We start from the raw sequence: 26,452 nt of genomic DNA, 5'->3' as shown, positions 1-26,452 counted from the left end.
TTGAAAAATAGCCACTTTTTGGCTACAATAGAGTGCGTGGAATATTTATAAGAGGAAATTTGTTGTCGTAAGAGACAGTTATTTTCTGGGAAAACATGGAGGATTGAAAAAATGGGTTACAAAGAGGTATATGAATCATGGCTGAGCAATCCATACTTTGACGAAGCAACCAAGGCAGAGTTAAAGGGAATTGCGAATGATGAAAAAGAAATTGAAGAGCGTTTCTATACAGAGTTAGAGTTTGGTACCGCCGGACTTCGTGGCGTGATTGGTGCCGGAACCAATCGTATGAACATTTACACAGTTCGTAAGGCAACTCAGGGACTTGCAAACTATATTTGCAATGTGAACGGACAGAAAAAAGGTGTCGCAATCGCATACGATTCCAGAAGAATGTCACCGGAATTTGCAGATGAAGCAGCACTTTGTCTTGCAGCAAACGGAATTAAGGCTTATGTATTTGAGTCCTTACGTCCAACACCAGAACTTTCTTACGCAGTGCGTAAATTAGGATGTATTGCTGGTATCAACATCACAGCAAGCCACAACCCGCCAGAATACAACGGCTATAAAGTATACTGGGAAGATGGCGCACAGATTACACCACCTCATGATACAGGTATCATGGATGAAGTTAAGAAAGTAACAGATTTTGCAACCGTTAAGACAATGTCTTTGAAAGATGCAAAAGCAGCAGGACTTTATGAGACAATCGGTGCCAATATCGATGACCCATATATTGCAGAATTAAAGAAATTAGTACTTCGTCAGGACTGCATCGATCAGGTTGCTGCTGATATGAAGATTGTATACACACCACTTCACGGAACAGGTAATATTCCGGTTCGCCGTGTCTTAAAAGAGTTAGGTTTCCAGAATGTATATGTTGTTCCAGAGCAGGAACTTCCAGATGGAGAATTCCCAACGGTAAGTTATCCAAATCCAGAGGCTGCAGAAGCATTTGAACTTGGACTTGCTCTCGGTAAGAAAGTAGACGCTGACTTAATCCTTGCAACAGACCCGGATGCGGACAGACTTGGTGTTTATGTAAAAGATTCCAAGACAGGAGAATACCACAGCTTAACCGGTAACATGTCAGGATGTCTCATCGGTGATTATGTCATCGGACAGAGAAAAGAAAAATATGGTCTTCCAAAAGATGGTGCCTTCATCCGTTCTATCGTATCTACCAACATGGCAGATGCAATCGCAGAACATTACGGCATCCAGTTAATCGAAGTTTTAACCGGATTCAAGTTCATCGGACAGAAGATTTTAGAGTTTGAAAAGACCGGAAAAGGAACTTACCTTTTCGGTATGGAAGAAAGCTACGGCTGCTTAACCGGAACTTACGCAAGAGACAAAGATGCCATCGTTGCATCCATGACACTCTGCGAGGCAGCAGCTTACTACAAGACAAAGAACATGACATTGTGGGATGCAATGCTTGCAATGTATGAGAAATACGGTTACTACAAAGATGATGTTACCGCTATCACCTTAAAGGGAATCGAAGGTCTTGCTAAGATTCAGGAGATTATGAATACCTTACGTGAGAACGCTCCGGCTAAGATTGGCGCTTACGAAGTGACAAAAGTACGTGACTACAAGAAAGATACAATTACAGATGTAGTTACAGGAAAAGTAACCCCAACCGGACTTCCATCTTCTAACGTACTTTACTATGAGATGACAGATGGTGCATGGGTATGTGTAAGACCATCCGGTACAGAGCCAAAGGTAAAATTCTACCTTGGTGTAAAAGGAACTTCCTTAGAAGATGCGGATGAGAAGTCAGCAGCATTATCCAAAGAAGTACACGCTATGATTGAAAAAATGTTATAAGAAAAAGTACGATAACTCAGTACAAAGGTACTAAGACAGGTTTTAAGGTGTTATCGACATAAAAATATGCCGAAAATGCCTTAAAATCAACGATTTTTCTTGACAAAGGTCATAAAAACAAGTATAAATATGTTTATGAGAGTTCGGAACAGGACTCGAACTTATTTTTTTATGAAAATCCAGAGGAGGAATTTTTAACATGAACAAAGCAGAATTAGTTGCAGCTATGGCTGAGAAAACTGAATTAAGCAAAAAGGATGCAGAAGCAGCATTAAAAGCATTCACAGATGTAGTATCTGAAGAATTAAAAAAAGGTGAGAAAATCCAGTTAGTAGGTTTCGGTACATTCGAAGTATCTGAAAGAGCTGCTAGAACAGGAAGAAATCCTCAGACAGGAGCAGAAATGACAATCGCTGCTTCCAAAGCACCTAAATTCAAAGCTGGTAAAGCATTAAAGGATATGATCAACGCATAATTGATTTCGGATAGAATCTGAGATAGAGATGTGAGAAAAGAAGCTGTTGTGGATGCAGATGTAATGTCTGTGATGCAACAGCTTTTTTATGTAATAGGGAATTCGTTCCTATTACATAAAAATGCTCCGCAAGGAGCAAGAAAGGAGAAACGGGATGAGATTAGATAAATTTTTGAAGGTTTCACGTCTGATTAAACGACGCACGGTTGCAAATGAAGCATGTGATGCGGGAAGAGTAACCATCAATGGAAAGCCTGCTAAGGCATCCACAAATGTAAAAGTCGGTGACGTGATTGAGATTGCATTTGGAACAAAAAATGTAAAAGTACGTGTGTTAGATATTCAGGACACAACGAAAAAAGACGAAGCAAAAGATTTATTTGAATACGTTTCCTAATTTTAGGAATGAAAGCCCAAATTGCTACATATATATTGGTAGTAAGGAGGCTGGCTATGGAAGAAAAGAACGTATCAAAATCACATAAAGTATTGCTTGTAAACCGAAAAAGCGGGGCGTTTAGCGGCGTTGTGGATGTATTGTCCTTTGATGTTGCAGAGATTTTATTGGAGACAGAGCTGGGAATGCTGATGATTAAAGGACACGATTTGCATGTGAACCGGCTGTCACTGGAAAAAGGGGAAGTGGATATTGAAGGACGCATCGATTCCCTGGCATATTCTGACGTGAAAACACCTGGAAAACAGGCAGAATCTTTCCTTGGAAGGCTGTTTAAATGATGCTTCAGGTAAGTGAGGCGATTGGAAAGGAACTGGCATTTCTGGGGGTATCTGTGGTGCTGGGGGCAGCCCTGACGGCGTGCTATGATCTGCTTCGTATCTTAAGACGTGTCGTGCGCCATGGAACGATATGGGTTGCAGTGGAAGATTTTATCTACTGGCTTGCCGTAACCGGTGCATTTTCTGTGGTATTGTATCAGGAGAATGATGGAATGGTGCGTGGGTTTGCATTTCTTGGAATTGTAATTGGAATGCTGCTTTACCACGGACTTTGCAGCCGGTACGTTGTGCGCTTTTTTTCATGGGCATTGAACCGCTTGAAAAAGGGAATTCATAGAGTCGTTCATTTCCTGTTTGCACCAATGACAAAAGTACTAAAAAAAGTGGGCCGTGCGCTGAAAAAACAATTGAAAAAAATATGGAAAACAGTTAAAATAGGATTATGTAAACTATGATAAGAGGGCATTGGTATGGCGAAAAGAAATAAGTACCGCAGAAGGCGGGACAGCAACCGGATGGGAAAAATCTGTATCAGCTTTATCGTGTTACTGTTTATCGGGGTCATGTCCGTTCAGATGGTAAATCTTTATGAAAAAGATCAAGAGTACATAGAACGTGAGAAATCACTGGAAGGACAATTGGCGGAAGAGACAGAGCGGCAGACAAGATTAAGCGAGTATGAGGCATATACCCAGACACAACAGTATATTGAAGATGTTGCAAAAAGCAAATTAGGACTTGCATATGGCAATGAGATTATCTTCAAGGAACAGGATTAAAGAAGCTTATAATTACAAATGTAGTTATAAGCTTCTTTTTGTGATACCTGAAAGCAAAAAAGCGAAGCTCCTAAAAAGCATGAATGGAATCGAACTCCCTTGAAAAGACATTTGAAAAGAGAAAATGGCGAAAACTTTTTGTGAAGTTGTCTTTCATTTGACAAAGATTTTGAAAGGACACAGCTATAATCAAGCTCACGTTTCGTAAAAACGGAAAAGATTGGAAGGAGGATGAAAACGTGAGAGAAAAGGGAATCAGAAAAATAATGCTTGGAGTTTTAGGGGGAGGAATCTGTAAATTTGGTATGCTAGGATGCTACCCGCTTGTGCCTGCCTATTTTGTGGCACTGTATTTAGAAGAGGTGACGGGATGGTATGCGTATGCGATGTTTTTCGCAGGAATGTTCTTTTTCCTGCCGGTGATGACGGCGATTAAATATCTGATTGCGATGGTGACGATTGCTGCATTCGTAAAGCTGATTCAATGGGTGCAGCCATCCTGTAAAACGTGGATTGCAGGAAGTGCGGCAGGCGGAATCTGCATTTTGTTGTCGCTGGGTGGACAGGCACTTAGTTTAAAAGACCAGCTTGCGGTTCCGGTGATGTTATTGGAAGGACTTTTTGTGACAGGGGCGGCTGTGCTGTTTCATCGTGCCATACATAGCGTGTTAGAGTTTGAGTTTTTTGTCGAAAAAGATGAGATGGAAGAGGCGGCGAAGGATGAAAAACTTTTGACGTATGCACAGTCGTTTAACGGGTTGTCCGAGATTTTTAAAACGATGAGCAGCCCCAAGAAGCAGTTTACCTCGGAAGAACTTGGACAGATTCAAAATGAACTTACGGCAAAAATGTGTACTTCCTGCGATTGCTGCGCAGTATGCTGGGAAAATGAAACTACACCTTTAGTTGGAATTATATCAAGGATGATAACATCGATTTTAAAGAGAGGTTTTCCATCGCAGGAGGATGAAAAAAGCCTGAAAAAATATTGTAGGAAAAGTAAGGACATGGTGGAGGAGGCGGTGGGAGTGTTTGAACGTGCAACACTCAACCGTTCCTGGTATAACCGTTTGTTAGAAAACAGGAAGGTGATTGCAGAACAGCTAGACGCCATGGCGTACATCATGGAGGATTGCGCCGCCGAGCAAAAGCAGGTGGATGCAAGAGAACACCGGAAACTTTCAGAACTGCGCTACCTTGCGAAGGAGGAAGGAATCCTGATTGATGCAATGCATCTGAGCGAACTAGAATCTGGCAGATACCAGTTAGAGGTAAAAATGCACAGCAGGCAGGGAGGATGCATTGCAGTGCGGGAATTTGTGCGTCTTGCGAGCAGTGCCCTAAAACGAAAAATGAGGATTTCGCAGGATGCCAGAATGTTTCTGACCAAGGAGCCAAACTCTTTTTTGTTATTGGAAGACACCCGCTTTTTGAATACACAGGGAATTGCGAAGGTCAAAAAAGACGGGGAACAGGTTTCGGGCGATAACTTTTCCTTTTTAGAACTGGAAAATGGAACTTTTGTGATGAGTCTGTCGGATGGAATGGGCTCCGGGATGGTTGCCTCCAAGGAAAGTGAACTGGTCATTGATTTGATGGAACGTTTTTTACAGGCGGGATTTTCCATTGAAACATCAATACGCATGATGAATTCCGCCATGGTTTTAAAAGGGGAGCAGAATCTGTATTCCACCATCGATTTGTGCGCCGTCAACCTTTATACCGGGAAGCTTGGAATCTATAAGATTGGCGCAGCAGCCACATTTTTAAAAAGAAAGGACGGTGTGGAGTGTATCTTTTCCACAAACCTGCCGGTCGGTGCGCAGCAGGGAGTCGAGATTGAAAAAACAACCAGGCAGTTAGAAGACGGTGATTTTCTTGTCATGGTGACAGATGGTGTGTTAGAATATCTTCATGTTCCACAGCCGGAAGAGACGATGCGTGAGATGATAGAGAGCATTTCGACGAACCATGCTGGAGTGCTGGCAAAGCGGATTTTAGAGCGCGTCATGCTGTTCACCGCAGGAAAAGTGCCGGATGATATGACGGTTCTTACCACCTGCCTGTGGGAAAAACAATAACTACAAATGTAATTACACAAGATGTGAATGGATAAAATGAAAAACAAAATGGAAGAAAAGATACAAAAACTGCATATCATAGAAGAAGGGGATGTCATCCTTGCTGCCGTGTCAGGCGGGGCAGATTCTGTCTGCATGCTGCTTCTTCTATGTGAACTGCAAAAAAAGATTCCGTTTTCACTCCAGGTTGTGCACGTAGAACATGGAATTCGTGGAAAAGAGAGTGTGATGGATGCAGAGTTTGTGGAAAAGTTATGCAAAGACAAAGGTCTTTTACTGACACGATTTGATGTCAAAGTTCCGGAATATGCAAAGGAGCATGGGCTAGGGGAAGAGGAGGCAGCCAGAATTTTGCGTTATGACTGTTTCAAAAAAGCCGCACAGAAGCTGAAAAAGGGTGACACGGATGTCAAAATTGCCCTTGCGCACCATGCGGATGACAATGCGGAAACCATTCTGTTTCAGATGGTGCGGGGGAGTGGAATCGATGGTCTGTGCGGAATGCAGCCAATCCGCCGGTTTGCAGAGCATATGTACCTGATTCGCCCGCTTCTTACGATGGGAAGGGAAGAGATTGAGGCATATCTTAAGGAGCTGGGGCAGCCATATTGTACCGACAGCACCAACGCAGACATGGCGTACAGCAGAAACAAGATTCGCCATGAGATTTTACCACTACTTTCCCAGGTCAATGCGCAAGCGGTAGCGCATATAAATCAAAGTGCGAAGATGCTGTGCGATATCGCAGATTATATGGAAAATCAGGCACAGACGGTCTATGAGAAATATCGGACACCCGTGCAGGACGGGATTTTTTTGTCGGAGCTTTTGTGGCAGGAGCAGGAGGTGTTGCGCAAAGAGGTGCTTCACGAGGCGCTCGCAGATGTTGCGCAAAGCAAAAAGGATATTGCGTCAGTTCACGTAAAGGAGCTGGACGAACTGATGAAAAAGCAGGTGGGACGCACGCTGTCGTTTCCGTACCAGATACAGGCAAAGAGACAGTATGGCGGGATTTTTCTTGGCAGGAAAAAGAAAGAGGACGACTTAGAACAGGGAGAAAGTTTCTCGATAAGCACAGAAAAGCTTTCAGATGCGAAGAATCCTTTTGGCTTAGAAACAGTTTTATCCGGCAAAAGGTGGCGTTTCCATGTGTTCCCGTTTTCGGGCAAAATGGAAGAAATTAGTCAAAAACCATATACGAAATGGTTCGATTATGATAAAATACAAAATGGACTGCAGATTCGCAAACGCAGGCAGGGAGATTATCTGACTGTGGATGAAGAGGGTCATACAAAGAAATTAAAGCAGTACTTTATCAATGAGAAGATACCGCAGGAAGAACGTGGAAAGATATGGTTATTAACCGATGCATCCAGCGTTCTTTGGGTCGTCGGAAGACGAATTGGCGCATCCTATAAAGTGACAGAAGGCACGAAGAGAGTATTAGAAGTACAGCTTGTGGAGGAAGAAAAATGAAAATTAAAGCAATTCATGAACATTTTACAGAAGAACAGCTTGACAAGAGAGTAAGAGAGATGGCTGCAGAAATCAGCAAGGATTATGGCGATGAGACCGTATATATGGTTTGTATTTTAAAAGGATCTATCTTTTTTACCTGTGATCTTGCAAAAAGAATTACATCACCGGTTGAGATGGATTTCATGTCAGTTTCAAGCTATGGTTCCGGCACATCATCCTGTGGTGTTGTAAAAATCGTGAAGGACTTAGATGTAAGCTTAGAGGGAAAGAATGTCTTAGTAGTGGAGGATATCATCGACTCTGGAAGAACATTAAGCTATCTGTTGGATATTTTGAAAAAGAGAAATCCAAAGAGCTTAAAACTCTGTACTTTATTGGATAAACCGGACCGCCGTGTGGTAGATGTTGATGTAGACTATGTCGGATTTGAAATTCCGGACGAATTTGTGGTTGGTTATGGTCTTGATTATGACCAGCATTACAGAGATCTTCCATACATTGGTTTTGTGGAGATTGAAGAATAAAGGAGAAAAGATTTGAATAAGAAAAGCAGTTACAGAGGATTAGGGTTCTATATAGGACTTATCTTGATTGTGGTATGCGTATGGTACTGGCTGGATGGAAGTTCTCTTACAAACGCATATTCGAAGTCAGAATTTGAAAAAGCATTGAAGAATGGGAAAGTGGCATCGGTTGAGGTTGTCCAGAACCGGGAAGTTCCGACGGGCAGCCTGGAGATTACGCTGACGGATTCCAACGAGGAAACACTTTATACATCTGACGTGAATGAGATGCAGGATTTGATGGAACAGTATCAGTTCTCAAAATATGTTGTAAAAGATGTGCCGGCAGAGAGCTGGTTAATGAATCTTTTGCCACTTCTGTTAGTGTTCGCTGCAATGTTTATCTTGTTTATGATTATGAATAACCAGGCGTCAGCAGGTGGCGGCAACAGCAAAATGATGAATTTTGGAAAAAGCCGTGCCAAGATGTCGGTGGACGAGAATAAATCGGTTACCTTTGCAAATGTAGCCGGTCTGAAAGAAGAAAAAGAAGAACTCGAAGAAATCGTGGATTTCTTACGTGATCCAAAGAAATATACCAAGCTTGGTGCAAGAATTCCAAAGGGTGTGCTTTTGGTAGGACCTCCAGGAACCGGTAAGACCTTGCTTGCAAAAGCAATTGCAGGAGAGGCTGGAGTGCCATTCTTTAGCATTTCCGGTTCTGATTTTGTGGAGATGTTTGTCGGTGTCGGAGCTTCCCGTGTGAGAGATTTATTTGAGGAAGCAAAGAAAAATGCGCCATGTATCGTTTTTATTGATGAGATTGATGCGGTGGCAAGAAGACGTGGAACCGGTATGGGTGGCGGTCACGATGAGCGTGAGCAGACCTTAAACCAGATGCTTGTGGAAATGGATGGATTTGGTGCCAACGAGGGAATCATTGTGATGGCAGCAACCAATCGTGTTGATATCTTAGATCCTGCTATCATGCGTCCGGGACGTTTTGACCGAAAGGTACACGTAGGACGCCCGGATGTCGGTGGACGAGAAGAGATTTTACAGGTTCATGCGAAGAACAAGCCACTTGGCGATGACGTAGATTTGAAACAGATTGCGCAGACAACTGCCGGATTTACCGGTGCAGATTTGGAGAACCTTTTAAATGAGGCTGCAATTGTTGCTGCAAAGGAAGACCGTGCATTTATCACGCAGGCAGATATTAAGAAAGCATTTGTAAAAGTTGGAATCGGTGCAGAGAAAAAGAGCCGTGTAATTTCGGAAAAAGAAAAGAGAATCACAGCATTCCACGAGGCAGGCCATGCTATTTTATTCCATCTGCTTCCAGATGTCGGACCGGTTTATTCCGTATCCATCATCCCAACCGGAGCAGGTGCAGCAGGATATACGATGCCACTCCCGGAAAAGGATGAGATGTTTAACACAAAAGGAAAGATGTTACAGGATATCATCGTATCCCTAGGCGGACGTGTGGCAGAAGAACTGGTGTTTGATGATATTACAACAGGAGCATCTCAGGATATTAAGCAGGCAACACAGCTTGCAAAATCTATGGTTACCAAATACGGAATGTCGGATAATATTGGTTTGATCTGTTATGACAATGATGACGATGAAGTCTTTATCGGACGGGATCTTGCACATACCAGAGGATACAGCGAAGGTGTTGCGAGTGCAATCGACCAGGAAATCAAGAGAATCATTGATGACAGCTATGAGAAAGCAAAGACAATGATTATGGAACACCGTAATGTATTGGACGCTTGCGCAGCGCTCCTGTTGGAGAAAGAAAAGATTAATCAACAGGAGTTCGAGGCACTTTTTGAGTAGTATTTGTGCAACATTTTCTTCCAAATTACGGAAATAATTCAAAAGTTCTATAAATAATGCACAAAAATGGATGGCGCAAATTGTGAAGTTTGTGCACACTTATCCGGGGGAACATGTTATTATAATAACTGTAAAAACCCCCCAATACATTATATATAGTTTTTGCTACACCCCATAGTAAAAATACCTTCTCCTAAAAGGACGGCTGATCGACAGGCCGTCCTTTTATTTGCAAAAACAGTTCTGCAAAGCAGGGCTGTTTTTGATTTTGCTTTGCGATTAGGATATGGCTGTCAAAAGATAATGCACAGTTCCCTTGTTGGTAAAAGGTAAGCTGCCTTTTGGCAAGCAAATTCTATTAGGAAAAGAAAGCTTTATTATGATGATTCAATAACATAATCTTTTACAGAAAAAAGAAAACTAATGCTTGCATAATTTGTTGGCGTATGATATAATTTTATCTTGTCAGGACAATTATTGTCAGACATGAATGGGCAGATTCCCGAGTGGCCAAAGGGGACAGACTGTAAATCTGCTGCAATTTGCTTCGGTGGTTCGAATCCACCTCTGCCCATTTGCAATTTTATTGCATGCCGGCGTGGCGGAACTGGCAGACGCGCAGGACTTAAAATCCTGTGGTGGCGACATCGTACCGGTTCGATTCCGGTCGCCGGCATTACCAGAATGAGAAAGACATCTTCTTGCGGGAAGATGTCTTTTTTTGCGTTTGACTCTATTACATGTCTTTTTGCAATTCTTTAGTGATGTTTAACTCCGTTAGGTGTTTTCAAGAAAAATTTAAAAATATTACTCTAATAAACAAATAGGATTAGGTGTTTTTCTAAGAAAAGTCAATTTTTCAATCTATTGAACTTTCGTAATTGGAGGCGAAATTGCATGGATGTTTCAAAAACACCTAAAACAGCCAGGTGAAGAGATACCCATTAGAGTAGAAAAAGAACAAAGTGAGAAAAAACACCTAAAGCAAGAAAGCCCATGGAGTAGAAAATAAGCAAGCTGTCAAAAAACACCTAAAGTGAAAAAAATACTCTCCAGAAAATCCCAATTCAGTTATACAGAAAAAACAACAAAAATAAAGCGGGCAGAGCAATATATTTTTCGATGAATTTCGTAAATAATGACGAAAATGTCGAAAACGGGTAGTATTCTGACGAAAAATTTGTTAAGATGGCATAAATGGAAAGTTATGGTAAAGAGGGACCATGACGATTTGAGTAAAAGAGAGGGATTGTACCATGAAAAAAGAGAAGAGTCAGGCAAAGAACCAGACCAAAAGTCAGGTAAAGAGTCTGCGCAAATCAATGCGTCAGGAAAAGAAAGAAGAAAAGAAAAACGGAGTTCCTTTTTTTCGAGGAATTCAGTGTCGACTCATTGCAGCATTCTTAATACCGGTTGTGTTTATTATCCTCTTAGGTGTGACATCATTTCAAAACGCATCCGCATCCGTTGTCAGCAGTTATGAGAATTCGGTTAACCAGACCATGCAGATGATGGAACAGTATCTGTCCTTAGTGTTTGACACCGTACAGCTGAATTATAAAGAGTATATCAACGACGATTCCATGTTACAGTATTATAAGGGATTGTTGGATAAGGATAAGGTAAAACATGACAGCGTTAAGAAAAAATATCAGGACACGCTCAATAAGACAGTGACAACCGATAAAATGGTGTCGAATATTTATTTCTTATCGGATTCTGAGCCGGTGATTACAACAGCAAAGTGCAGTGGGGACTCTTTGTATTCGGACTATCTATCCAGTACGCAGGGGCAGATTGTAAAAGGTGATAAATACAATTTTTACCTGCTTGGAAACCAGTGCGAGACAGATGAAAAAATGGGTACATCAAGTGATAAATATGGCGCAAGACTGGTTCGCTATCTAAATGGTGCAAAGGCACTTATGGTTGTGGATATAGATAAAGCCTGTATCGAAGACACGTTATCCTCACTGGATGGTGGAGCAGGCAGCATGGTAAGCCTTGTGACACAGGATGGAACAGAGTATGTCAAAAAAGATGGGGAAACATCCTCAGAGACTGTTTTTTATGGCACAGACTTTTACCAGAAAGCATGTGAGGCAGAAGATGGAAAAGGTGCTGAATATGTGCAGTATGACGGTGAAAAGTATTTGTTCCTGTATGCAAGAATTGAGGGAAGAAGTGCAATGATTTGTACACTGATTCCAGAGGCAAATGTAATTGCAAAGGTCGCTAATATCAAAAAGATTACAATTGCATTTGTAGTTGTGGCATGCCTGGTTGCAATTGTTTTAGGAAACCTGATTGCAAGCTCCTATGGACGTGCAATCAATAAGATGGTGCATAATCTTAAGAAAATTGGAAAAGGAAATCTTACTGTTTCGGTTACAACGAAAAGAAAAGATGAATTTAAACTGCTTGCAGAGGGAATTACCGACATGGTGACAAGCATGAAGGAGCTGATTACAAATGTGACCGAGGCAAGTGCGGAGCTTGCGGAGGCAGCGGGACAGGTCGCAGAATCTACCGGAACATTTATTCAGACTTCAGATGGAATCAAGGATGCAATCTCGGAAATTGAGACCGGAACATCAAAACTTGACACGGATTCCGCAGACTGTTTAGAGCAGATGGATTCTCTTTCCCAGAAAATTGGATTCATGTCTGAGAGTGCTGCGCAGATTAGTGAATTGACTGATGCCACAGGCGAGGCAATTGCTTCCGGAATCAATTCGATGGAAGAATTAAATCGCAGTGCAGCTTCTACGACAGAGGTAACCTCACATGTAATTATTGCAATTCAGGAATTAGAGGAAAAATCACGTTCCATCGGCAAAATTATCAATACAATCAATGAAATTGCAGAAGAAACGAACCTTTTGTCGCTGAATGCTTCCATTGAGGCGGCACGTGCCGGTGAGGCCGGAAGAGGGTTTGCGGTAGTTGCGGAAGAGATTAAGAAGCTTGCAGACCAGTCTATGAATTCTGCTTCTGAGATAGAACATATTGTAGAAGAGATTATTGCCGGTACCGGTGATGTTGTTACGGTTGCAAAGAAGGCAGAAGAGATTGTAAAGAGCCAGGAAGAGGCAGTAAATTATACCACAGGTTCTTTTGAAAAAATTGACAAGAAGGTGGATTCTCTTATGGATTCGCTTAACATGATTAACTCTAATGTAGAGAATATGGATCGTGCGCGTGCCACTACATTATCTGCAATTGAAAGTATTTCTTCAATTTCTGCACAGACGGCATCCGGTTCGAAGACTGTGTACACAGCAGCCCAGACACAAAGTGATGCGGTCACAGAGCTCGAGAGTGCGTCCAATAAACTGGCAGCACAGGCAGAGGAGCTTGCAACGATGTTACAGAAATTTGTGATTTAAGAGCGAAAGCCTGGCACGATAATAAAAAATAGCAGTGATAAATGATGATACCCCAAATAAATAAGAAAAAGAGACCAGCAGTGATAAGCTGTTAAAATAAGAAAAAGGGACCAGCAGTGATAAGCTGTTAAAATAAGAAAATAAGAACCGGCAGTGATAAGCTGCCTGAAAAGAGACAAGAAGAAGGAATAGGCAGCGATAAATTGCCTGGACAAAAGAAAAAAGAACCGGCATAAAAGTAATTTCAAAATTGACTTTTATGCCGGTTCTTTTTTCTATTACAGTCTGAATAAAATCATTTATTCCTGCTTGGAAAGCAATCCCTTTGTTACGATAGGAGCCTGACAGCGGGCAGTTGATTCACGTTCAATTAACTGGGGACGAATCAATGTTTTGCTGATTGAGATATGGTGAATCAGTGAATTCAAAATGACATAAGCACATTTGCCGAGTTCACCACGTTCCTGGTGGACGGTTGTCAGCGGTGGCTCCAACATGGAAGAAATCGGGATATCATCGAATCCAATGACACTGATGTCCTCTGGAACACGGAAACCGCGAAGCTGACATTCGGTAATGACACCGGATGCAATCAAATCGTTACCACAAAGAATCGCAGTTGCGCCCTCGCCTAAAAAGGTTGGTACATGATATTTGGCACTGTCCGCAACGTAATAACCGTATGCAGTTAAAGATTCCTTGATTTCAAGACCATGAGCCTTCATGCTCTGATAATATGCTTCCTGGCGCTGCTCGGAAACCATTGAATGAAGCGAACCGTTTAAGAAGGCAATCTTTTTATGACCAAGCGTGTAAAGATGGTCTATGGCGATGTCAATACCTTCATAGTTGTCGGTTCCAATGTAACACACATTCGGATTCTTCTTGATGTGGTTATCAAAAAGAACCGTTGGCATGGTTGTGGTCTCTAACTGTTTCATCCATTCATCATGGAGTGCAAATCCCAGAAGGAATGCGCCACAGTAGCCATTTTTTAACATATAAGTATCATATTTTTCGGCAAGCTGGAAAGATGGTGTTACCGGTACGACCGTAACGTCCCATTTATGCCGGAATGCATTCTGCTTAAAACCGAGTACAATTTCATAACCAAACTGATTGTTGGTTTCGTAATCCATATTTTCGATGAAGATGCAAAGTTTGCGGTTTTCTTCTTTTTTTGATTTCTTTGTTGCGTACCCCATTTCGACTGCCGTGTCAAGAACCATCTGGCGAAGTTCGTCGCTGATGTCGCTTGCTCCGTTTAATCCTTTTGAAACAGTACTGACGGATACTCCAAGCCGATTGGCAATATCTTTTATTGTAGCCATAATTTTCCTCTGTTTGCAAAAATTTATCGATTGGTAATACTACCGTGATATGCAAATATAATAAAAAAATGATTGTGATACTTCCATTATATAGAAGAAAAAACGGATTTACAAGCGTAATTGAATAAAGAAAAAGCGGATTTTCGAAAAAAAAGGAAGATTCAATTGTTATTTTGTACAAAAATCGCACCTAAAAAACAGTAAAAATGGCAAAATCGTTGTCAAACATCGCAAATTCGTTGACAAAAAGCGTTAATAATTATAAAATTAACTCAGATACGAAAATTTACGAAACAAACTCAAAAGAATTTCCGAAAGTTTCGTAGCAAAACCAAACGATACTTTTAAAAACTGGGGGAAATCATCTTGAAGGCGAAAGAATTAACCAGAGGAGCAGGTATACTGCTGGCGATTACAAGTCTTCCATCTTCCTACGGTATAGGTACTCTTGGAGATGCTGCATATCGGTTTGTAGATCTTTTGGTTGATTTGAAACAGAGCTATTGGCAGGTTCTTCCGATTGGACCAACCAGTTTTGGCGATAGCCCGTATCAATCACTTTCCGCATTTGCGGGGAATCCGTACCTGATTGATTTAGATGATCTGGCAACAGAAGGATTACTGACGAAGACAGAGATTCGAAGTTACAATTGGGGAACCGATGAGGCAGACATTGATTATGCAACCATTTATGAGAACCGATTTAAGGTTTTACAGATTGCATATGAACGTTTCGATGGAAACAATCCGGCGTTTGTTCTGTTCCAGGAAGAGACAAAATACTGGTTAGAAGATTATGCATTGTTCATGGCACTCAAGTATCATTTTGACGGACATGAATGGCTAAGCTGGGACGCCTCGTTAAGAGACCGGAATCCGGAAGCATTAAAGGAATATTCAAAAATCCTACATAATGAGATTTTGTTTTGGAAATTTTTACAGTATGAGTTCTTCAAACAATGGGGAGACTTAAAGCAATATGCAAATAACAGAGGAGTCTCCATTATCGGAGATCTTCCGTTTTATGTGGCGCTTGACAGCATGGATGTCTGGGCACACAGAGATTTATTCCTGTTGAATGAGGACGGCACACCAAATGGTGTTGCAGGTGTTCCACCAGATTCTTTTACAGAGGAAGGTCAGAAATGGGGCAGCCCGATTTACGACTGGAACCGAATGGAGGCAGATGGCTTCGACTGGTGGAAAAAGCGGATGAAAGAAAATGCACAGTTGTTTAACATCATTCGTTTGGACCACTTTGTAGGAATTGTAAGATATTATACGATTCCGAATGACGCACCGACAGCCAAAAACGGTAAATGGTCCAAGGGACCAGGGAAAAAGCTGACAGACGCGATGGAAGAAGTATTAGGAGATACACATGTTATTGTAGAAGATGTGGGACTCAGGACACCGATTCCGGGAGTGAAAAAGCTGATGAACCGGATGGGCTGGCCGGGAATTAAGATTTTAATGTTTGCATTTGACGATGATACGGCAAATGAACATTTACCTCATAATTACGTTGACAACAACCTGGTTGTCTATGCGGGAACGCATGATAACGAAACCATTGTGGGTTATTTCCACGATAAGACGGATTACGAACTGGCTTATCTGTATGAGTACTTAAATATCCGATGTAAAGAGGATATACCGGATGCCTTAATCCGGGCGGCGTATGGAAGTATCGCGGATGTTGTGATTATCCAGATGCAGGACTTGTTAAAACTTGGAAATGAAGCCCGAATGAATGCACCATCCACAGTCGGAAAAAACTGGCGTTGGAGAATTGGTACAGACACAATCAGCGAAGAGCGGAAAGCATGGATTCGAACGCTAGCTTCCGTATATCGGCGCTAGTACAAAACATTTTAATGCTGATATGAAATGCGTGGGGCATTTTATATAAATACTTTTTATTATGAAAAGGAGAGGAACGAAATGAAAAAGAAAGTAATTTCAGCATTGCTTATTGCAGCAATGACAGCAACTATGGTAGCTGGTTGCGGTAGCAAAGACGCAGCAGACAACACAACAACATCTGACAACAACAGCGCAGCAAGCACAGAAGCAGCTAGCAGCTCAGATGACGCAGCAGAAGAAGAAGCTTGGTCTGGTACCATCACAGTATGGAGCCCACAGGAAGATCAGGATACTGGCTGGTTAGATCAGGAATGCCAGGCATTCAACGAAGCTCATCCAAACTGGGATATCACATTTGAATATGGTGTTTGCCCAGAAGGTGATGCAAAAGCAAACGTAACTCAGGACGTTGAAGGCGCTGCTGATGTTTACATGTTCGCAAACGATAACATTACAGACTTAGTAGCAGCTAATGCACTTTCTGAATTAGGTGGAAGCTACTTAGATTCTGTTAAATCTACAAACTCTGATTCAATCGTAAACTCTGTAACAATTGATGGAAGCGTATATGGTTTCCCATTCACAACAAATACATGGTTTATGTACTATGATAAGAGCGTGTTCTCAGAAGACGATATCAAGAGCTTTGATACCATGCTTGAAAAAGGAAAAGTTTCTTTCCCTCTTACAAACTCATGGTATATCCAGGCATTCTATGTAGCTAACGGTTGTACATTATTTGGTGATGACCAGATGGATGAATCTGCTGGAATCGACTTCGGTGGAGACAAAGCAACAGCTGTTACAGATTACTTAGTAGACTTAGTTAAAAATCCTAACTTTGTAGTAGATGCTGATGGATCTGGTATCTCTGGATTAGCAAACGGAAGCGTTAACGCTGTATTCTCTGGTTCTTGGGATGCTGAGAACGTAAAAGAAGCTCTTGGCGATAATTTCGCAGCAGCAGCTCTTCCTACTGTAACAATCGACGGAAATGAAGGACAGATGATGGCATTCGCTGGTTCTAAAGCAATCGGTGTTAACCCTAACACAGAAAACCCACAGGTAGCTATGTCTTTAGCACAGTTCTTAACAAGCTCTGATGCTCAGAAAGCTCATTACGAGATGAGAAACGTAGTTCCTTGTAACACAGACTTACTTGCTACAATCACAGATGATCCTGTAGTAGAAGCTCAGAACGATACTTATGATAGAACATCTATCACACAGCCATTCGTTTCTGCAATGGGTAACTACTGGTCACCAGCAGAGAACATGGGTAAAGCTATCCAGTCTGGAGATGTTACACATGACAACGCAGCTGAGAAGACAGAAGACATGAACACAGCAATGAACACAGACGCTGCAGCAGAATAAGATATCTTTTCAAAATAAAAAGAAAGATGGTGGGGGTTTCCAGGGTACCAGGGGGTACCCTGGAAGTCTTGCTATCATAGATTACGAAAAATTACGAAAATTAGGAATTATCCGCAAATTCAGTAGACGTTTCTGCTGGCAAAGAGAAATGAGGAGGCCAACGACGTGAAGAAGGCTGTGAAAAAGAAAAATGAATTTTCTACGCCGTATACGGTGACAAATGCATTAACAAAAGGAAATGCGATTACAAAGCTTTCCATGCTTATTTTAGGTTTAGGAAATATTGCGCATAAACAGGTCTTTAAAGGACTTATGTTTCTTGCAATCGAAGTAGGTTATATCTGGTTCATGATTCAATCAGGTATTTATAATTTATCAATGCTCCCATCACTTGGATGGAGAGAACAGGAAAAAGTTTGGAACGAGAAAAAGAGTATTTATGAATATACGGCTGGAGACCAGTCCTTACTCTTGTTATTATACGGAATTGGAACAATATTCATCACATTAGGATTCATTATTGTATGGAGAGAGTCAGTAAAGAGCTCTTATAAATCCGAAGTTCTTGCAAAAGAAGGCAAGCACTTAAATACATTTAAAGAAGACTTCAAGAGTTTGTTTGATCAAAATTTACATAAATTATTACTTGCAGCACCATTAACAGGTGTACTTGTTTTCACTATTTTACCACTTATTTTCATGATTACCATGGCGTTTACCAACTACAGTAAAGTAGGTGATCATCTTGTTTTATTTGATTGGGTAGGACTTGCAAACTTTGCAAAAATCTTAAATTTTGGCGATAGTATTGGTAAGTTATTCTATTCAGTATTAGGATGGACCCTTTGCTGGGCTGTTCTTGCAACTGTAACAAACTACATTCTTGGTATGATTCTTGCGATTGTAATCAACCGTAAGGAGACAAAGGCAAAAGGATTCTGGAGATTCTGCTTTGTATTATCCATCGCAGTACCTCAGTTCGTATCCCTTTTGATTATGAGAACAATGTTACAGCCAACCGGTATCGTAAACACATTGTTAATTAAATATGGTCTTATCGACACTGCGTTGCCATTCTTTACAAATGCAACATGGGCTCGTGTAACCGTTATCATTATCAATATCTGGGTTGGTATTCCATATACCATGCTTCAGGTTACCGGTATTTTACAGAACATTCCTGCTGAGTTATACGAAGCAGCAAAAATTGACGGTGCAAATCAGGTTCAGACATTCTTTAAGATTACATTGCCATACATGTTATTCGTTATGACACCATACCTGATTACACAGTTTACCGGAAACGTAAACAACTTTAACGTTATCTTCCTGTTGTCTGGTGGTAACCCTACTCCTGTGGAGGCGACCGCTGGTAAGACAGACTTACTTGTTACCTGGTTGTACAAGTTGACCATCGATAAGAACTACTACAACTTAGGTGCTGTTATCGGTATTATGACCTTTATCGTATTAGCAATCGTTGCATTGGTAACCTATCGTAATACTGCATCTTACAAAGACGAGGAGGGATTCATGTAATGAGTAAAACAACGAGTGCTCCTATGTCAGGCGCAAAAATCAGAAAAAAAATTGGAAACTTTTTTGTTCATGTTATTTTAGCAATCTTAGCATTTATCTGGTTGCTTCCAATCTTTTGGGTTATTTTAACAAGCTTCCGTAAAGAACCAGGTTCTTACGTAACATCATTTTTCCCAAAAGGATATACATTAGATAACTATAAGAAATTATTTACAGATACAAGTATTTTGAACTTCCCACAGATGTTCTTAAATACATTTATTATTGCGATTTGTACTTGTATCATTTCAACCATTTTTGTACTTTCTGTTTCTTACTGTATGTCAAGAATGCGTTTTAAAATGAGAAAACCATTCATGAACATTGCCATGATTCTTGGCCTTTTCCCAGGATTCATGTCCATGGTTGCTGTTTACTACATTTTAAAGGTATTCGGTTTAACAGATGGTTCTATGATTCGTCTGTCCCTGATTATCGTGTACTCCGCAGGTACCGGTCTGGGATTCTATGTAGCGAAGGGATTCTTTGATACAATTCCAAAGGCATTAGACGAAGCAGCACTGATTGACGGTGCAACAAGATGGCAGACATTTACAAAGATTACCATTCCATTAAGTAAGCCAATCATTGTATACACAATCCTGACTTCCTTCATGGCACCATGGTTAGACTTCATCTTTGCAAAGGTTATCTGTCGTGCAAACGCACAGTACTTTACCGTTTCCATCGGTTTGTGGAAAATGTTAGAGAAAGAGTATATCAACTCCTGGTATACCTGTTTCGCAGCTGGTGCAGTTGTAGTATCTGTTCCAATTGCAATCCTCTTCATCTTCACACAGAAATTCTATGTAGATGGAATGAGCGGAGCTGTTAAGGGCTAAAGTGATAGGGTTAAGAAATACTTGCGGAACATTCCGCGGGGTTTTAGATGAAAATGTAAAAAAATAGACGAAAGGGCTGTCACAGAACGTATGGAGCGTTCTCGACGGCCTTTTCTTAAAAAAGTAGGAGAAGAAAATGAAAAAAAGATGTATTGCAGCGCTGTTGGTGGGAGCGATGCTGTTAGGAAGTGTTGCAGGTGGATGTGGAACCACAAAACAAGGCGCAAAGGAAACAAAAGAGGCTGTAACGTCAGAGCAGGAAAACACAGAGACAACTATAAATGTAAATGCGACGGGAGAAGAGGGTGCTCTCTCCTTGATGAACGAGACCAACCAGCTCCAGGAAAATGTGGTGGATGACAATTACCGTACCTTTTATGAGGCGTTTGTTTATAGTTTTTATGACAGCGATGGGGATGGAATCGGAGATTTGAATGGTCTTACTTCACAGCTTGACTATTTAAATGACGGAGATCCTTCTACCGATACGGATTTAGGTGTCAACGGAATCTGGCTCATGCCGATTATGCCGTCAACAACCTATCACAAATATGATGTGACCGATTACTGTGACATTGATCCGGAGTATGGAACGATGGATGATTTTGACGCTTTTGTTTCGGCAGCTCATGAGCGCGGAATCAACGTTATCATCGATTTTGTTATGAACCATACATCCTCCAAGCATCCATGGTTCACACAGGCAGTTTCCTATTTGCAGAGCCTTTCGGATGGCGAGGAGCCAAACGCAGCGGATTGTCCATATGTAGATTATTATAATTTTTCAAAAGAAAAACAGGCGAACTATTATGAAGTTCCAGGAACCGACTGGTACTATGAGGCACAGTTCTGGAGCGAGATGCCAGACTTAAATCTCGGTTCCGATGCAGTTCGTGCAGAGTTTGACAAGATTGTGGATTTCTGGCTTGCGCATGATGTAGACGGCTTCCGACTGGATGCAGTGAAAGAGTATTATTCCGGCAGCGTGGATAAGAACGTAGAGGTTTTAAGCTGGTTTAACCAGATGGTAAAAGAGAAAAAAGAAGACGCCTACATCGTAGGTGAGGCATGGCTGGATTTGCCGACTTATGCCAAATATTATGCAAGCGGAATGGACAGCTGTTTTGATTTTGATTTTGCAGACAGCACCGGTTTAATTGCAAACACCATCAAACGTTCCTCCGGCAAGAATGCAAGCAGCTACGGAAAAGAGCTAGAGACATTGCAGGATACCATTTCCCAGTATAACGAAAACTATATTGATGCACCGTTTTATACCAACCATGATATGGCAAGAGGTGCTGGTTATTATTCCGGGGATGATTCCGAGAGCCAGACAAAGATTGCACAGGCGATGAACCTTCTGATGAGCGGAAGCGCCTTCCTTTATTATGGAGAGGAACTCGGCATGAAAGGTTCAGGAAAAGATGAGAATAAGAGAGCGCCGATGTACTGGTCGAAAGACGATAACGCAAAGGGCATGTGTGATGGACCAAAAGATATGGATACCGTCAAAATGAAATATGACAGTTTAGAAGAACAAAAAGACGACGAGAATTCCATCTACAATTATGTGAAACAAGTCATTAAGATTCGGAACGCCTATCCAGAAATTGTGCATGGTAATGTAACATTTGAAAGCGATTATTCCGATGAAAATATTTGTACTATTACAAAAACTTATGATGACAAACAGGTGGTACTTGTCTACAATATTTCCGGCGAAACACAGACGGTAGATCTTGCCGGACTTTCTGTAAACGGGGAAGAAACCAAAGACCTTTCCATTGGAGGAAGCCTGCTTACCGGAACAGAACCGGTTGCTTATGAAGGAACAACACTGACAATGCCAGCATATTCGGTTGTTGTGTTGAAATAATTCATGGATTGATTTGATGTAATTGTCGCATAGAAGCAGATGCAGGCGAATGCTTTGCTTTATTGATAAAAAAGGAGCTGAACACTGAGTTTTTAGTGTCCAGCTCCTTCTTTTTAGTCAGCATTGATTGCAAAAAGGAATTTCCTCCATTTATGGCATATCAGAAAGGGAAATCTATGGATTTATAATATAATCTACAAAATCAAGAGCAGTGTCCTTATGCTTGCTTGTATACAGTATACCAAGGTAGCAGGTGTCATCATAATATTCATGCTCTGTAATCCAAGGATTGTTTTTCAAAGCAAATCCACATGGATAGGTCTCCTGCGTCTCTGAATCGGTCGTATAGACCAGAAAATCGGAGTAGGAGTCTAATTCCTCATCGGAGAAAAGTGTTCTTAAATCCAGCATACAGCCGTCAGGAGCCAATGCCTCGAAAACATCCGGTGGAGCGAAAAATACATCCTCATCACCAGCCGTTATGTGTAAGGCGATGCTCTCATAGGATGAGACGCTCATGGAGTCGTTCGATTTTGGATTCCAGGTCAAAGAGTTTGTAAAACCGATACATTCTTTGGCGGCATCAAATCCTTCTTTTTCAAAAAAGTCATCGAAACTGCTTGTATCAGTGTTCTCGGCTGTTTGATAGCAGTTCACCATAGTTACATTCAAAACAGGCTCTTTATAAGTTACAAAATGAATGATTACTTTAATCAGAATAATCAAAACAACAATTCCAATCAGAATGGGCCACTTATAATAATCAAAAATATATTGTGCCTTTGCTTTCCCGGACAGTGCCTTAAAATCTGTTTTCTTCTCCAAAATATCCCTCATTTCTTTCGGTTCTGTAAAGAGGATGCGATATCTTATCTTTACAGCTGCAAATTGGTATGAAAATGCTTCTTTTGTGAAAAGTTTCGGAAACAAAAAAGAACAGATTCGATTGAATCTGTTCTTAAAGCGGGTGATGGGAATCGAACCCACGTATCCAGCTTGGAAGGCTGGTGTTCTACCATTGAACTACACCCGCAGGTGATGCCCAGTTCCGGAATCGAACCAGAGACACGAGGATTTTCAGTCCTCTGCTCTACCAACTGAGCTAACTGGGCGTTTTGCATCACAACAAAATCAATTTTACATGAAGATAAAGCCTGTGTCAAGAAAAAAAGCGTAACTTTTTGAAAGTTTTTTTGAAAAAATTGCGCATAGTTTCGTAAAGGACAAATTGTATCATGACGTCTCTGCTTTGTTCCGATGTGCGAACATAAGAAAATCTAAGTATGTCTGAAAAAGTGGCTTTGTTTTGACGTGACCGGCTTCAACGTGCCGTCCGTGGCCCGTGAAGCCTTGTTCTGCCATCCTTGGCAGAACATCACTGTACCAAGACAGACATACTAAGATTTTCTAATGTTCTTCCATAGTCACAAAGCAGAGCTGTCATGGTGCAATTTGTCCTCCACTAAGTTATGAAAAATTCCAACATAAAACCTTCAAAAAGAAAAGTATCCCATGAATGTAATAAGTAATAATAAGAAAAGAAAAAACAGCCCCCTGTTAACCAAAAACAGAGGGCTGTAAAATACAAAATAGACTTGGCATTGTGCAATTTTCCAGCAAGAAAACTGTAAGCGACCTTTTAACACCCGAATCTTAATAAAACCAAAATCTTACAAATAAGGCAGAATATCCTGGGTGTAGGCACGTAAGACTTCTCCGACACTCCAGGCCTGTGCATAGCAGCCACGTGGATTGTGAGGAGCATCACCGTCAAAGATTTCGGAGATGGAACCAATACAACCGTTGTCAGATAAATGTGCAGTGACAGGTTCTAACATCTTAAGAGCCTCTTTGACACTCTCTTTGGAGTGATGGTTTACCTTTAAGTAAGCACTTAAGAAACCGCCCAGCAAGAAGCCCCAGGCAGTTCCCTGGTGGTAAGCGGCGTCTCGTTTTTCCAGCGCACCGCAATAGATACCGTGGTATTCCCTGTGGTCGCGGGAAAGGGAGCGGAGTCCGCATCCAACGTAAAGTTTTTCTTTTACAACCGATACGATTTTTTCTGCCATATCATCTGGAACCATGCTGTATGGTAAGGATACGGCGTAAATCTGGTTTGGACGGATGTGGTCATCGATTTCATCACCGTCCACAACATCATAAAGGCAGCCGGCCTCCTTGTACCAGAACTTGGAGAGGAAGGATTCTTTCACCTGTTCTGATAATTCGCGGTAATGCGTTGGGTCATCTCCAAAACGTGTCGCAAGATCTTCCATTACTTTTAAGGCATTGTACCATAACGCATTGATTTCAACCGGTTTTCCATGACGAGGAGTCGGAACCCAGTCGCCGACACGCACGTCCATCCAGGTAATCTGATCCACGCCGCTTCCGGCATGAATAAGCCCGTCCTTATCCATGTAGATACTAAAGTCGGTACCGTTTTCATAAGCGGTCTGAATCTCTTTCAAATGCGGATAAAGTTCTCTTTCTACAAAAGCATAGTCGGCCTTGGTGTTCTGATAGCGCAGGAACTGGTCAACTGCGTAAAAATACCAAAGGGAGGCATCCACAGTGTTATAAAGTGGCTCTGCGTTTGTGTCCGGGAACATGTTTGGCACAATTCCATGATGAATATATCTGGAAAAAGTAACCAGAATGTCCTTTGCGTCCTGATAACGCCCACAGCAAAGGGTCAGTCCGGTAAAAGCAATCATAGTGTCACGTCCCCAGTCGGTAAACCAAGGAAGTCCGGCAAGTACAGTCTTTAATCCGGTGGATTCCCGGTAGCAAAGGAAAGCGTCTGAGGCAAGTACAAGCTGGTTGGCAAATTCATTCTGATAGCCTGCATTTTTCTGGAGTGTCTCGTAGTAGCTTTTGTTTTCCTCCAAAATCGTAAATGCGCAGGTTGAAGAGATAGAAGCTGCCTTCTTTTTCTCTAATTTGGCAATTGGGACAACCTCGCAGGTGACGCTGACTTTTTTACAGACCTCTGCCGGAATCTGGATTGAGATGTTATAAGGGGTAAAGTGAGAGTCAAGTCCGTCTGTCTCAAGGTCGACCTCAGTCTGAAGCTGCATGTCGCAGTCGTAGAGGTCTTTGCGTGGGAGAAAGGTTCCCTCGCTGGTCTTAAAAAGAATGGCAACATCTGGCATCTTTTTCGGAATCAGAGTCAGATTCTTTCCATCCAAAGAAATCTCAAAATCAAAATCTTCCGGTTTGCTGCTCTCGCTGTGTTCTCTGAAGTTAAACAGTGGGGTGAGAGACAAGGTGACAGGTGCGCCGTCGTTGTCAATCTCATAAGCGACAGCACAAAGATTCTTTCCACGTTTTAAACTGATATGACGTGTAAAAGAAAGATGATCCATCTGGTAAAAGTAACTGATGGTGCCATCGTAGGAAACATGTTTCAAATAAGTCTGGCCTTCCTGATAAACAAACGGTTTGTGCTGCGCTGTTGTCAGATCAAAGGTTTCATCGCCACGTGTTAGCACCTCATTTATTTTGGAAAAAACAAGGTAACGCTCAATCGGCGGATGAAGGCTTGCAATCAGCCATCCCTGGTGTGTCCGGTTGTGCGCTCCAATCAGGGAACTTCCGGCATAACCGCCGATGCCGTTTGTCATTGCCCATTCTCTTTTGATACCTTCTTGGAAGGTTGTCCAGTCTTTGCTGGTGTATTCGTAAGAAATCATAAAAACCCATCCCTTCTCGAAATTTTACTCTACAAAATACAATTTGATTTTATCGTAGAAAAAAGAATAAATTCTAAACAAAATCTAAAAAAATATGAAAATGTACGAAACTTTACGAAAAAATCTTCGCAAGATTTATTTTACATGATAGAATAAAAAAAAGCTATCCTTTCTCTTTGTTTTTTACAAAAAACGTTCTATAATAAGAGAAGTGAGAATAGATACTGAAGATTAGGAGAAGAAGAATTATGCGAGAAGTTTTGAATGTTGTGCCAAAGCTAAAAAGCACTGGTAAAAAAGTCATGACATGGCTCTGGCTTGTGTTAGCCTGTTTATCATTTGTACTGTGTCTGGTCAATCCATTTGTATTTCTGGTACCGTTGATTGTGTTTGGAGTAGTCTGGTACTGGCAGGCGTTTCAGTCTGATGTAGAATATGAATATACCTACTATGAAGGTGATTTGAAGATTGCAATGATTAAGGCAAAAAGAAAAAGAAAGAAAGTTGCCTACATGGATATGGACAATGTGCTTGCGATTGCACCAAAAGGTGACCGCAGCATGTACAAGTATGAGAATGACCGCACCATCACCAGAAAGAATGTGGCATCCGGAAGAGCAGATGCCAAGGTGTATGAAGTGGTATGGCGTGACGGAGAGACCGTAAAAATGTACGAGTTTGAACCGGACGAAGAGATGTTAGATGCTATCATGGTGAAATATCCACGTTCCGTTGTCAAATAACTTC

The 26,452-nt window shown here is 41.5% G+C and carries 20 protein-coding genes and 4 tRNA genes; 19 read left to right on the top strand and 5 right to left on the bottom strand.

Annotation, left to right across the window (positions count from 1 at the left end; all coding sequences use genetic code 11):
* The first annotated feature begins 111 nt into the window (after positions 1-111).
* From BIV16_RS11175 to BIV16_RS11115, 13 genes are all read left to right on the top strand, one after another.
* Positions 112-1,845, top strand: a complete 1,734-nt coding sequence (locus BIV16_RS11175; protein ID WP_075680865.1) for a phospho-sugar mutase — start codon at positions 112-114, stop codon at positions 1,843-1,845.
* A 199-nt stretch (positions 1,846-2,044) separates the two neighbouring features.
* Positions 2,045-2,320, top strand: a complete 276-nt coding sequence (locus BIV16_RS11170; protein WP_075680863.1) for an HU family DNA-binding protein — start codon at positions 2,045-2,047, stop codon at positions 2,318-2,320.
* Positions 2,321-2,474: 154 nt separating this feature from the next.
* Entirely contained in the window at positions 2,475-2,717 is a 243-nt protein-coding gene (locus BIV16_RS11165; RefSeq protein WP_075680861.1) for an RNA-binding S4 domain-containing protein, read from the top strand.
* Positions 2,718-2,773: 56 nt separating this feature from the next.
* Positions 2,774-3,058, top strand: coding sequence for a sporulation protein YabP (gene yabP, locus BIV16_RS11160; RefSeq protein WP_075680859.1), 285 nt, complete (start codon positions 2,774-2,776; stop codon positions 3,056-3,058).
* Positions 3,055-3,513: a spore cortex biosynthesis protein YabQ gene (gene yabQ / locus BIV16_RS11155; protein ID WP_242940391.1), complete on the top strand. Its 459-nt coding sequence runs from the start codon at positions 3,055-3,057 to the stop codon at positions 3,511-3,513. Before yabP ends, yabQ begins: the two co-directional genes overlap by 4 nt.
* A gap of 15 nt (positions 3,514-3,528) precedes the next feature.
* Complete coding sequence (locus tag BIV16_RS11150; protein ID WP_075680857.1) at positions 3,529-3,837, top strand: septum formation initiator family protein; 309 nt, start codon at positions 3,529-3,531, stop codon at positions 3,835-3,837.
* Positions 3,838-4,076: 239 nt separating this feature from the next.
* Positions 4,077-5,918, top strand: coding sequence for a SpoIIE family protein phosphatase (locus BIV16_RS11145; protein ID WP_075680855.1), 1,842 nt, complete (start codon positions 4,077-4,079; stop codon positions 5,916-5,918).
* A 36-nt stretch (positions 5,919-5,954) separates the two neighbouring features.
* Positions 5,955-7,394, top strand: a complete 1,440-nt coding sequence (tilS, locus tag BIV16_RS11140; RefSeq protein WP_075681036.1) for a tRNA lysidine(34) synthetase TilS — start codon at positions 5,955-5,957, stop codon at positions 7,392-7,394.
* A gap of 59 nt (positions 7,395-7,453) precedes the next feature.
* Positions 7,454-7,921 (top strand): hypoxanthine phosphoribosyltransferase, encoded by a 468-nt coding sequence (gene hpt / locus BIV16_RS11135; protein WP_442971737.1) that lies wholly within the window; start codon positions 7,454-7,456, stop codon positions 7,919-7,921.
* Between the two features lie 12 nt (positions 7,922-7,933).
* Positions 7,934-9,748: an ATP-dependent zinc metalloprotease FtsH gene (gene ftsH / locus BIV16_RS11130; protein WP_075680851.1), complete on the top strand. Its 1,815-nt coding sequence runs from the start codon at positions 7,934-7,936 to the stop codon at positions 9,746-9,748.
* 492 nt (positions 9,749-10,240) lie between these two features.
* Positions 10,241-10,322: transfer RNA gene (locus BIV16_RS11125), tRNA-Tyr, on the top strand.
* Between the two features lie 18 nt (positions 10,323-10,340).
* Positions 10,341-10,424 (top strand) — tRNA-Leu (locus BIV16_RS11120).
* Between the two features lie 580 nt (positions 10,425-11,004).
* Positions 11,005-13,137 (top strand): methyl-accepting chemotaxis protein, encoded by a 2,133-nt coding sequence (locus BIV16_RS11115; RefSeq protein ID WP_075680849.1) that lies wholly within the window; start codon positions 11,005-11,007, stop codon positions 13,135-13,137.
* Between the two features lie 299 nt (positions 13,138-13,436).
* Here the strand turns inward: BIV16_RS11115 and BIV16_RS11110 are convergent, their stop codons facing one another.
* The gene (locus BIV16_RS11110; protein WP_075680848.1) at positions 13,437-14,468 is read right to left on the bottom strand and encodes a LacI family DNA-binding transcriptional regulator; all 1,032 of its coding nucleotides are present in this window, start codon (positions 14,466-14,468) and stop codon (positions 13,437-13,439) included.
* A 366-nt stretch (positions 14,469-14,834) separates the two neighbouring features.
* Here BIV16_RS11110 and malQ point away from each other — a divergent pair, with 366 nt between their 5' ends.
* The 5 genes from malQ to BIV16_RS11085 all read left to right on the top strand — a co-directional run bounded on the left by malQ (position 14,835) and on the right by BIV16_RS11085 (position 22,010).
* Positions 14,835-16,331: a 4-alpha-glucanotransferase gene (malQ, locus tag BIV16_RS11105; RefSeq protein WP_173664559.1), complete on the top strand. Its 1,497-nt coding sequence runs from the start codon at positions 14,835-14,837 to the stop codon at positions 16,329-16,331.
* Between the two features lie 81 nt (positions 16,332-16,412).
* On the top strand, positions 16,413-17,711 hold the full coding sequence (locus BIV16_RS11100; protein WP_075680846.1) for an extracellular solute-binding protein: 1,299 nt from the start codon (positions 16,413-16,415) through the stop codon (positions 17,709-17,711).
* A 165-nt stretch (positions 17,712-17,876) separates the two neighbouring features.
* A complete protein-coding gene (locus BIV16_RS11095; RefSeq protein ID WP_075680845.1) occupies positions 17,877-19,250 on the top strand; it encodes a carbohydrate ABC transporter permease in 1,374 nt (457 codons plus the stop codon).
* Entirely contained in the window at positions 19,250-20,131 is an 882-nt protein-coding gene (locus tag BIV16_RS11090) for a sugar ABC transporter permease (protein WP_083625237.1), read from the top strand. The genes BIV16_RS11095 and BIV16_RS11090 overlap by 1 nt, the downstream gene beginning before the upstream one ends.
* A gap of 136 nt (positions 20,132-20,267) precedes the next feature.
* The gene (locus BIV16_RS11085) at positions 20,268-22,010 is read left to right on the top strand and encodes an alpha-amylase family glycosyl hydrolase (RefSeq protein ID WP_075680844.1); all 1,743 of its coding nucleotides are present in this window, start codon (positions 20,268-20,270) and stop codon (positions 22,008-22,010) included.
* Positions 22,011-22,184: 174 nt separating this feature from the next.
* Here the strand turns inward: BIV16_RS11085 and BIV16_RS11080 are convergent, their stop codons facing one another.
* The 4 genes from BIV16_RS11080 to BIV16_RS11065 all read right to left on the bottom strand — a co-directional run bounded on the left by BIV16_RS11080 (position 22,185) and on the right by BIV16_RS11065 (position 25,705).
* The gene (locus BIV16_RS11080) at positions 22,185-22,835 is read right to left on the bottom strand and encodes a hypothetical protein (RefSeq protein ID WP_075681032.1); all 651 of its coding nucleotides are present in this window, start codon (positions 22,833-22,835) and stop codon (positions 22,185-22,187) included.
* Positions 22,836-22,972: 137 nt separating this feature from the next.
* Positions 22,973-23,043: transfer RNA gene (locus tag BIV16_RS11075), tRNA-Gly, on the bottom strand.
* Between the two features lie 6 nt (positions 23,044-23,049).
* A tRNA-Phe gene (locus tag BIV16_RS11070) sits at positions 23,050-23,122 on the bottom strand.
* Between the two features lie 558 nt (positions 23,123-23,680).
* Complete coding sequence (locus BIV16_RS11065; protein WP_075680843.1) at positions 23,681-25,705, bottom strand: amylo-alpha-1,6-glucosidase; 2,025 nt, start codon at positions 25,703-25,705, stop codon at positions 23,681-23,683.
* 248 nt (positions 25,706-25,953) lie between these two features.
* On the opposite strand from BIV16_RS11065, the gene BIV16_RS11060 reads away from it, so the two are divergent.
* A complete protein-coding gene (locus BIV16_RS11060) occupies positions 25,954-26,448 on the top strand; it encodes a hypothetical protein (protein ID WP_075680842.1) in 495 nt (164 codons plus the stop codon).
* Positions 26,449-26,452 lie beyond the last annotated feature (4 nt).

It is taken from the genome of Roseburia sp. 831b (assembly GCF_001940165.2).
GTDB lineage: Bacteria > Bacillota > Clostridia > Lachnospirales > Lachnospiraceae > Roseburia.
The sequence above is the reverse complement of the archived record's forward strand: the minus strand, read 5'-3'. Positions and strand labels throughout refer to the sequence as shown.

Coding starts and splice junctions, on each gene's coding strand:
- BIV16_RS11150 (WP_075680857.1), top strand. CDS start 3,529: ATGGCGAAAAGAAATAAGTACCGCAGAAGGCGGGACAGCAACCGGATG.
- hpt (WP_442971737.1), top strand. CDS start 7,454: ATGGCTGCAGAAATCAGCAAGGATTATGGCGATGAGACCGTATATATG.
- BIV16_RS11170 (WP_075680863.1), top strand. CDS start 2,045: ATGAACAAAGCAGAATTAGTTGCAGCTATGGCTGAGAAAACTGAATTA.
- BIV16_RS11060 (WP_075680842.1), top strand. CDS start 25,954: ATGCGAGAAGTTTTGAATGTTGTGCCAAAGCTAAAAAGCACTGGTAAA.
- BIV16_RS11115 (WP_075680849.1), top strand. CDS start 11,005: ATGAAAAAAGAGAAGAGTCAGGCAAAGAACCAGACCAAAAGTCAGGTA.
- BIV16_RS11090 (WP_083625237.1), top strand. CDS start 19,250: ATGAGTAAAACAACGAGTGCTCCTATGTCAGGCGCAAAAATCAGAAAA.
- yabQ (WP_242940391.1), top strand. CDS start 3,055: ATGATGCTTCAGGTAAGTGAGGCGATTGGAAAGGAACTGGCATTTCTG.
- BIV16_RS11175 (WP_075680865.1), top strand. CDS start 112: ATGGGTTACAAAGAGGTATATGAATCATGGCTGAGCAATCCATACTTT.
- BIV16_RS11100 (WP_075680846.1), top strand. CDS start 16,413: ATGAAAAAGAAAGTAATTTCAGCATTGCTTATTGCAGCAATGACAGCA.
- BIV16_RS11110 (WP_075680848.1), bottom strand. CDS start 14,468: ATGGCTACAATAAAAGATATTGCCAATCGGCTTGGAGTATCCGTCAGT.
- tilS (WP_075681036.1), top strand. CDS start 5,955: ATGAAAAACAAAATGGAAGAAAAGATACAAAAACTGCATATCATAGAA.
- BIV16_RS11165 (WP_075680861.1), top strand. CDS start 2,475: ATGAGATTAGATAAATTTTTGAAGGTTTCACGTCTGATTAAACGACGC.
- yabP (WP_075680859.1), top strand. CDS start 2,774: ATGGAAGAAAAGAACGTATCAAAATCACATAAAGTATTGCTTGTAAAC.
- BIV16_RS11065 (WP_075680843.1), bottom strand. CDS start 25,705: ATGATTTCTTACGAATACACCAGCAAAGACTGGACAACCTTCCAAGAA.
- BIV16_RS11085 (WP_075680844.1), top strand. CDS start 20,268: ATGAAAAAAAGATGTATTGCAGCGCTGTTGGTGGGAGCGATGCTGTTA.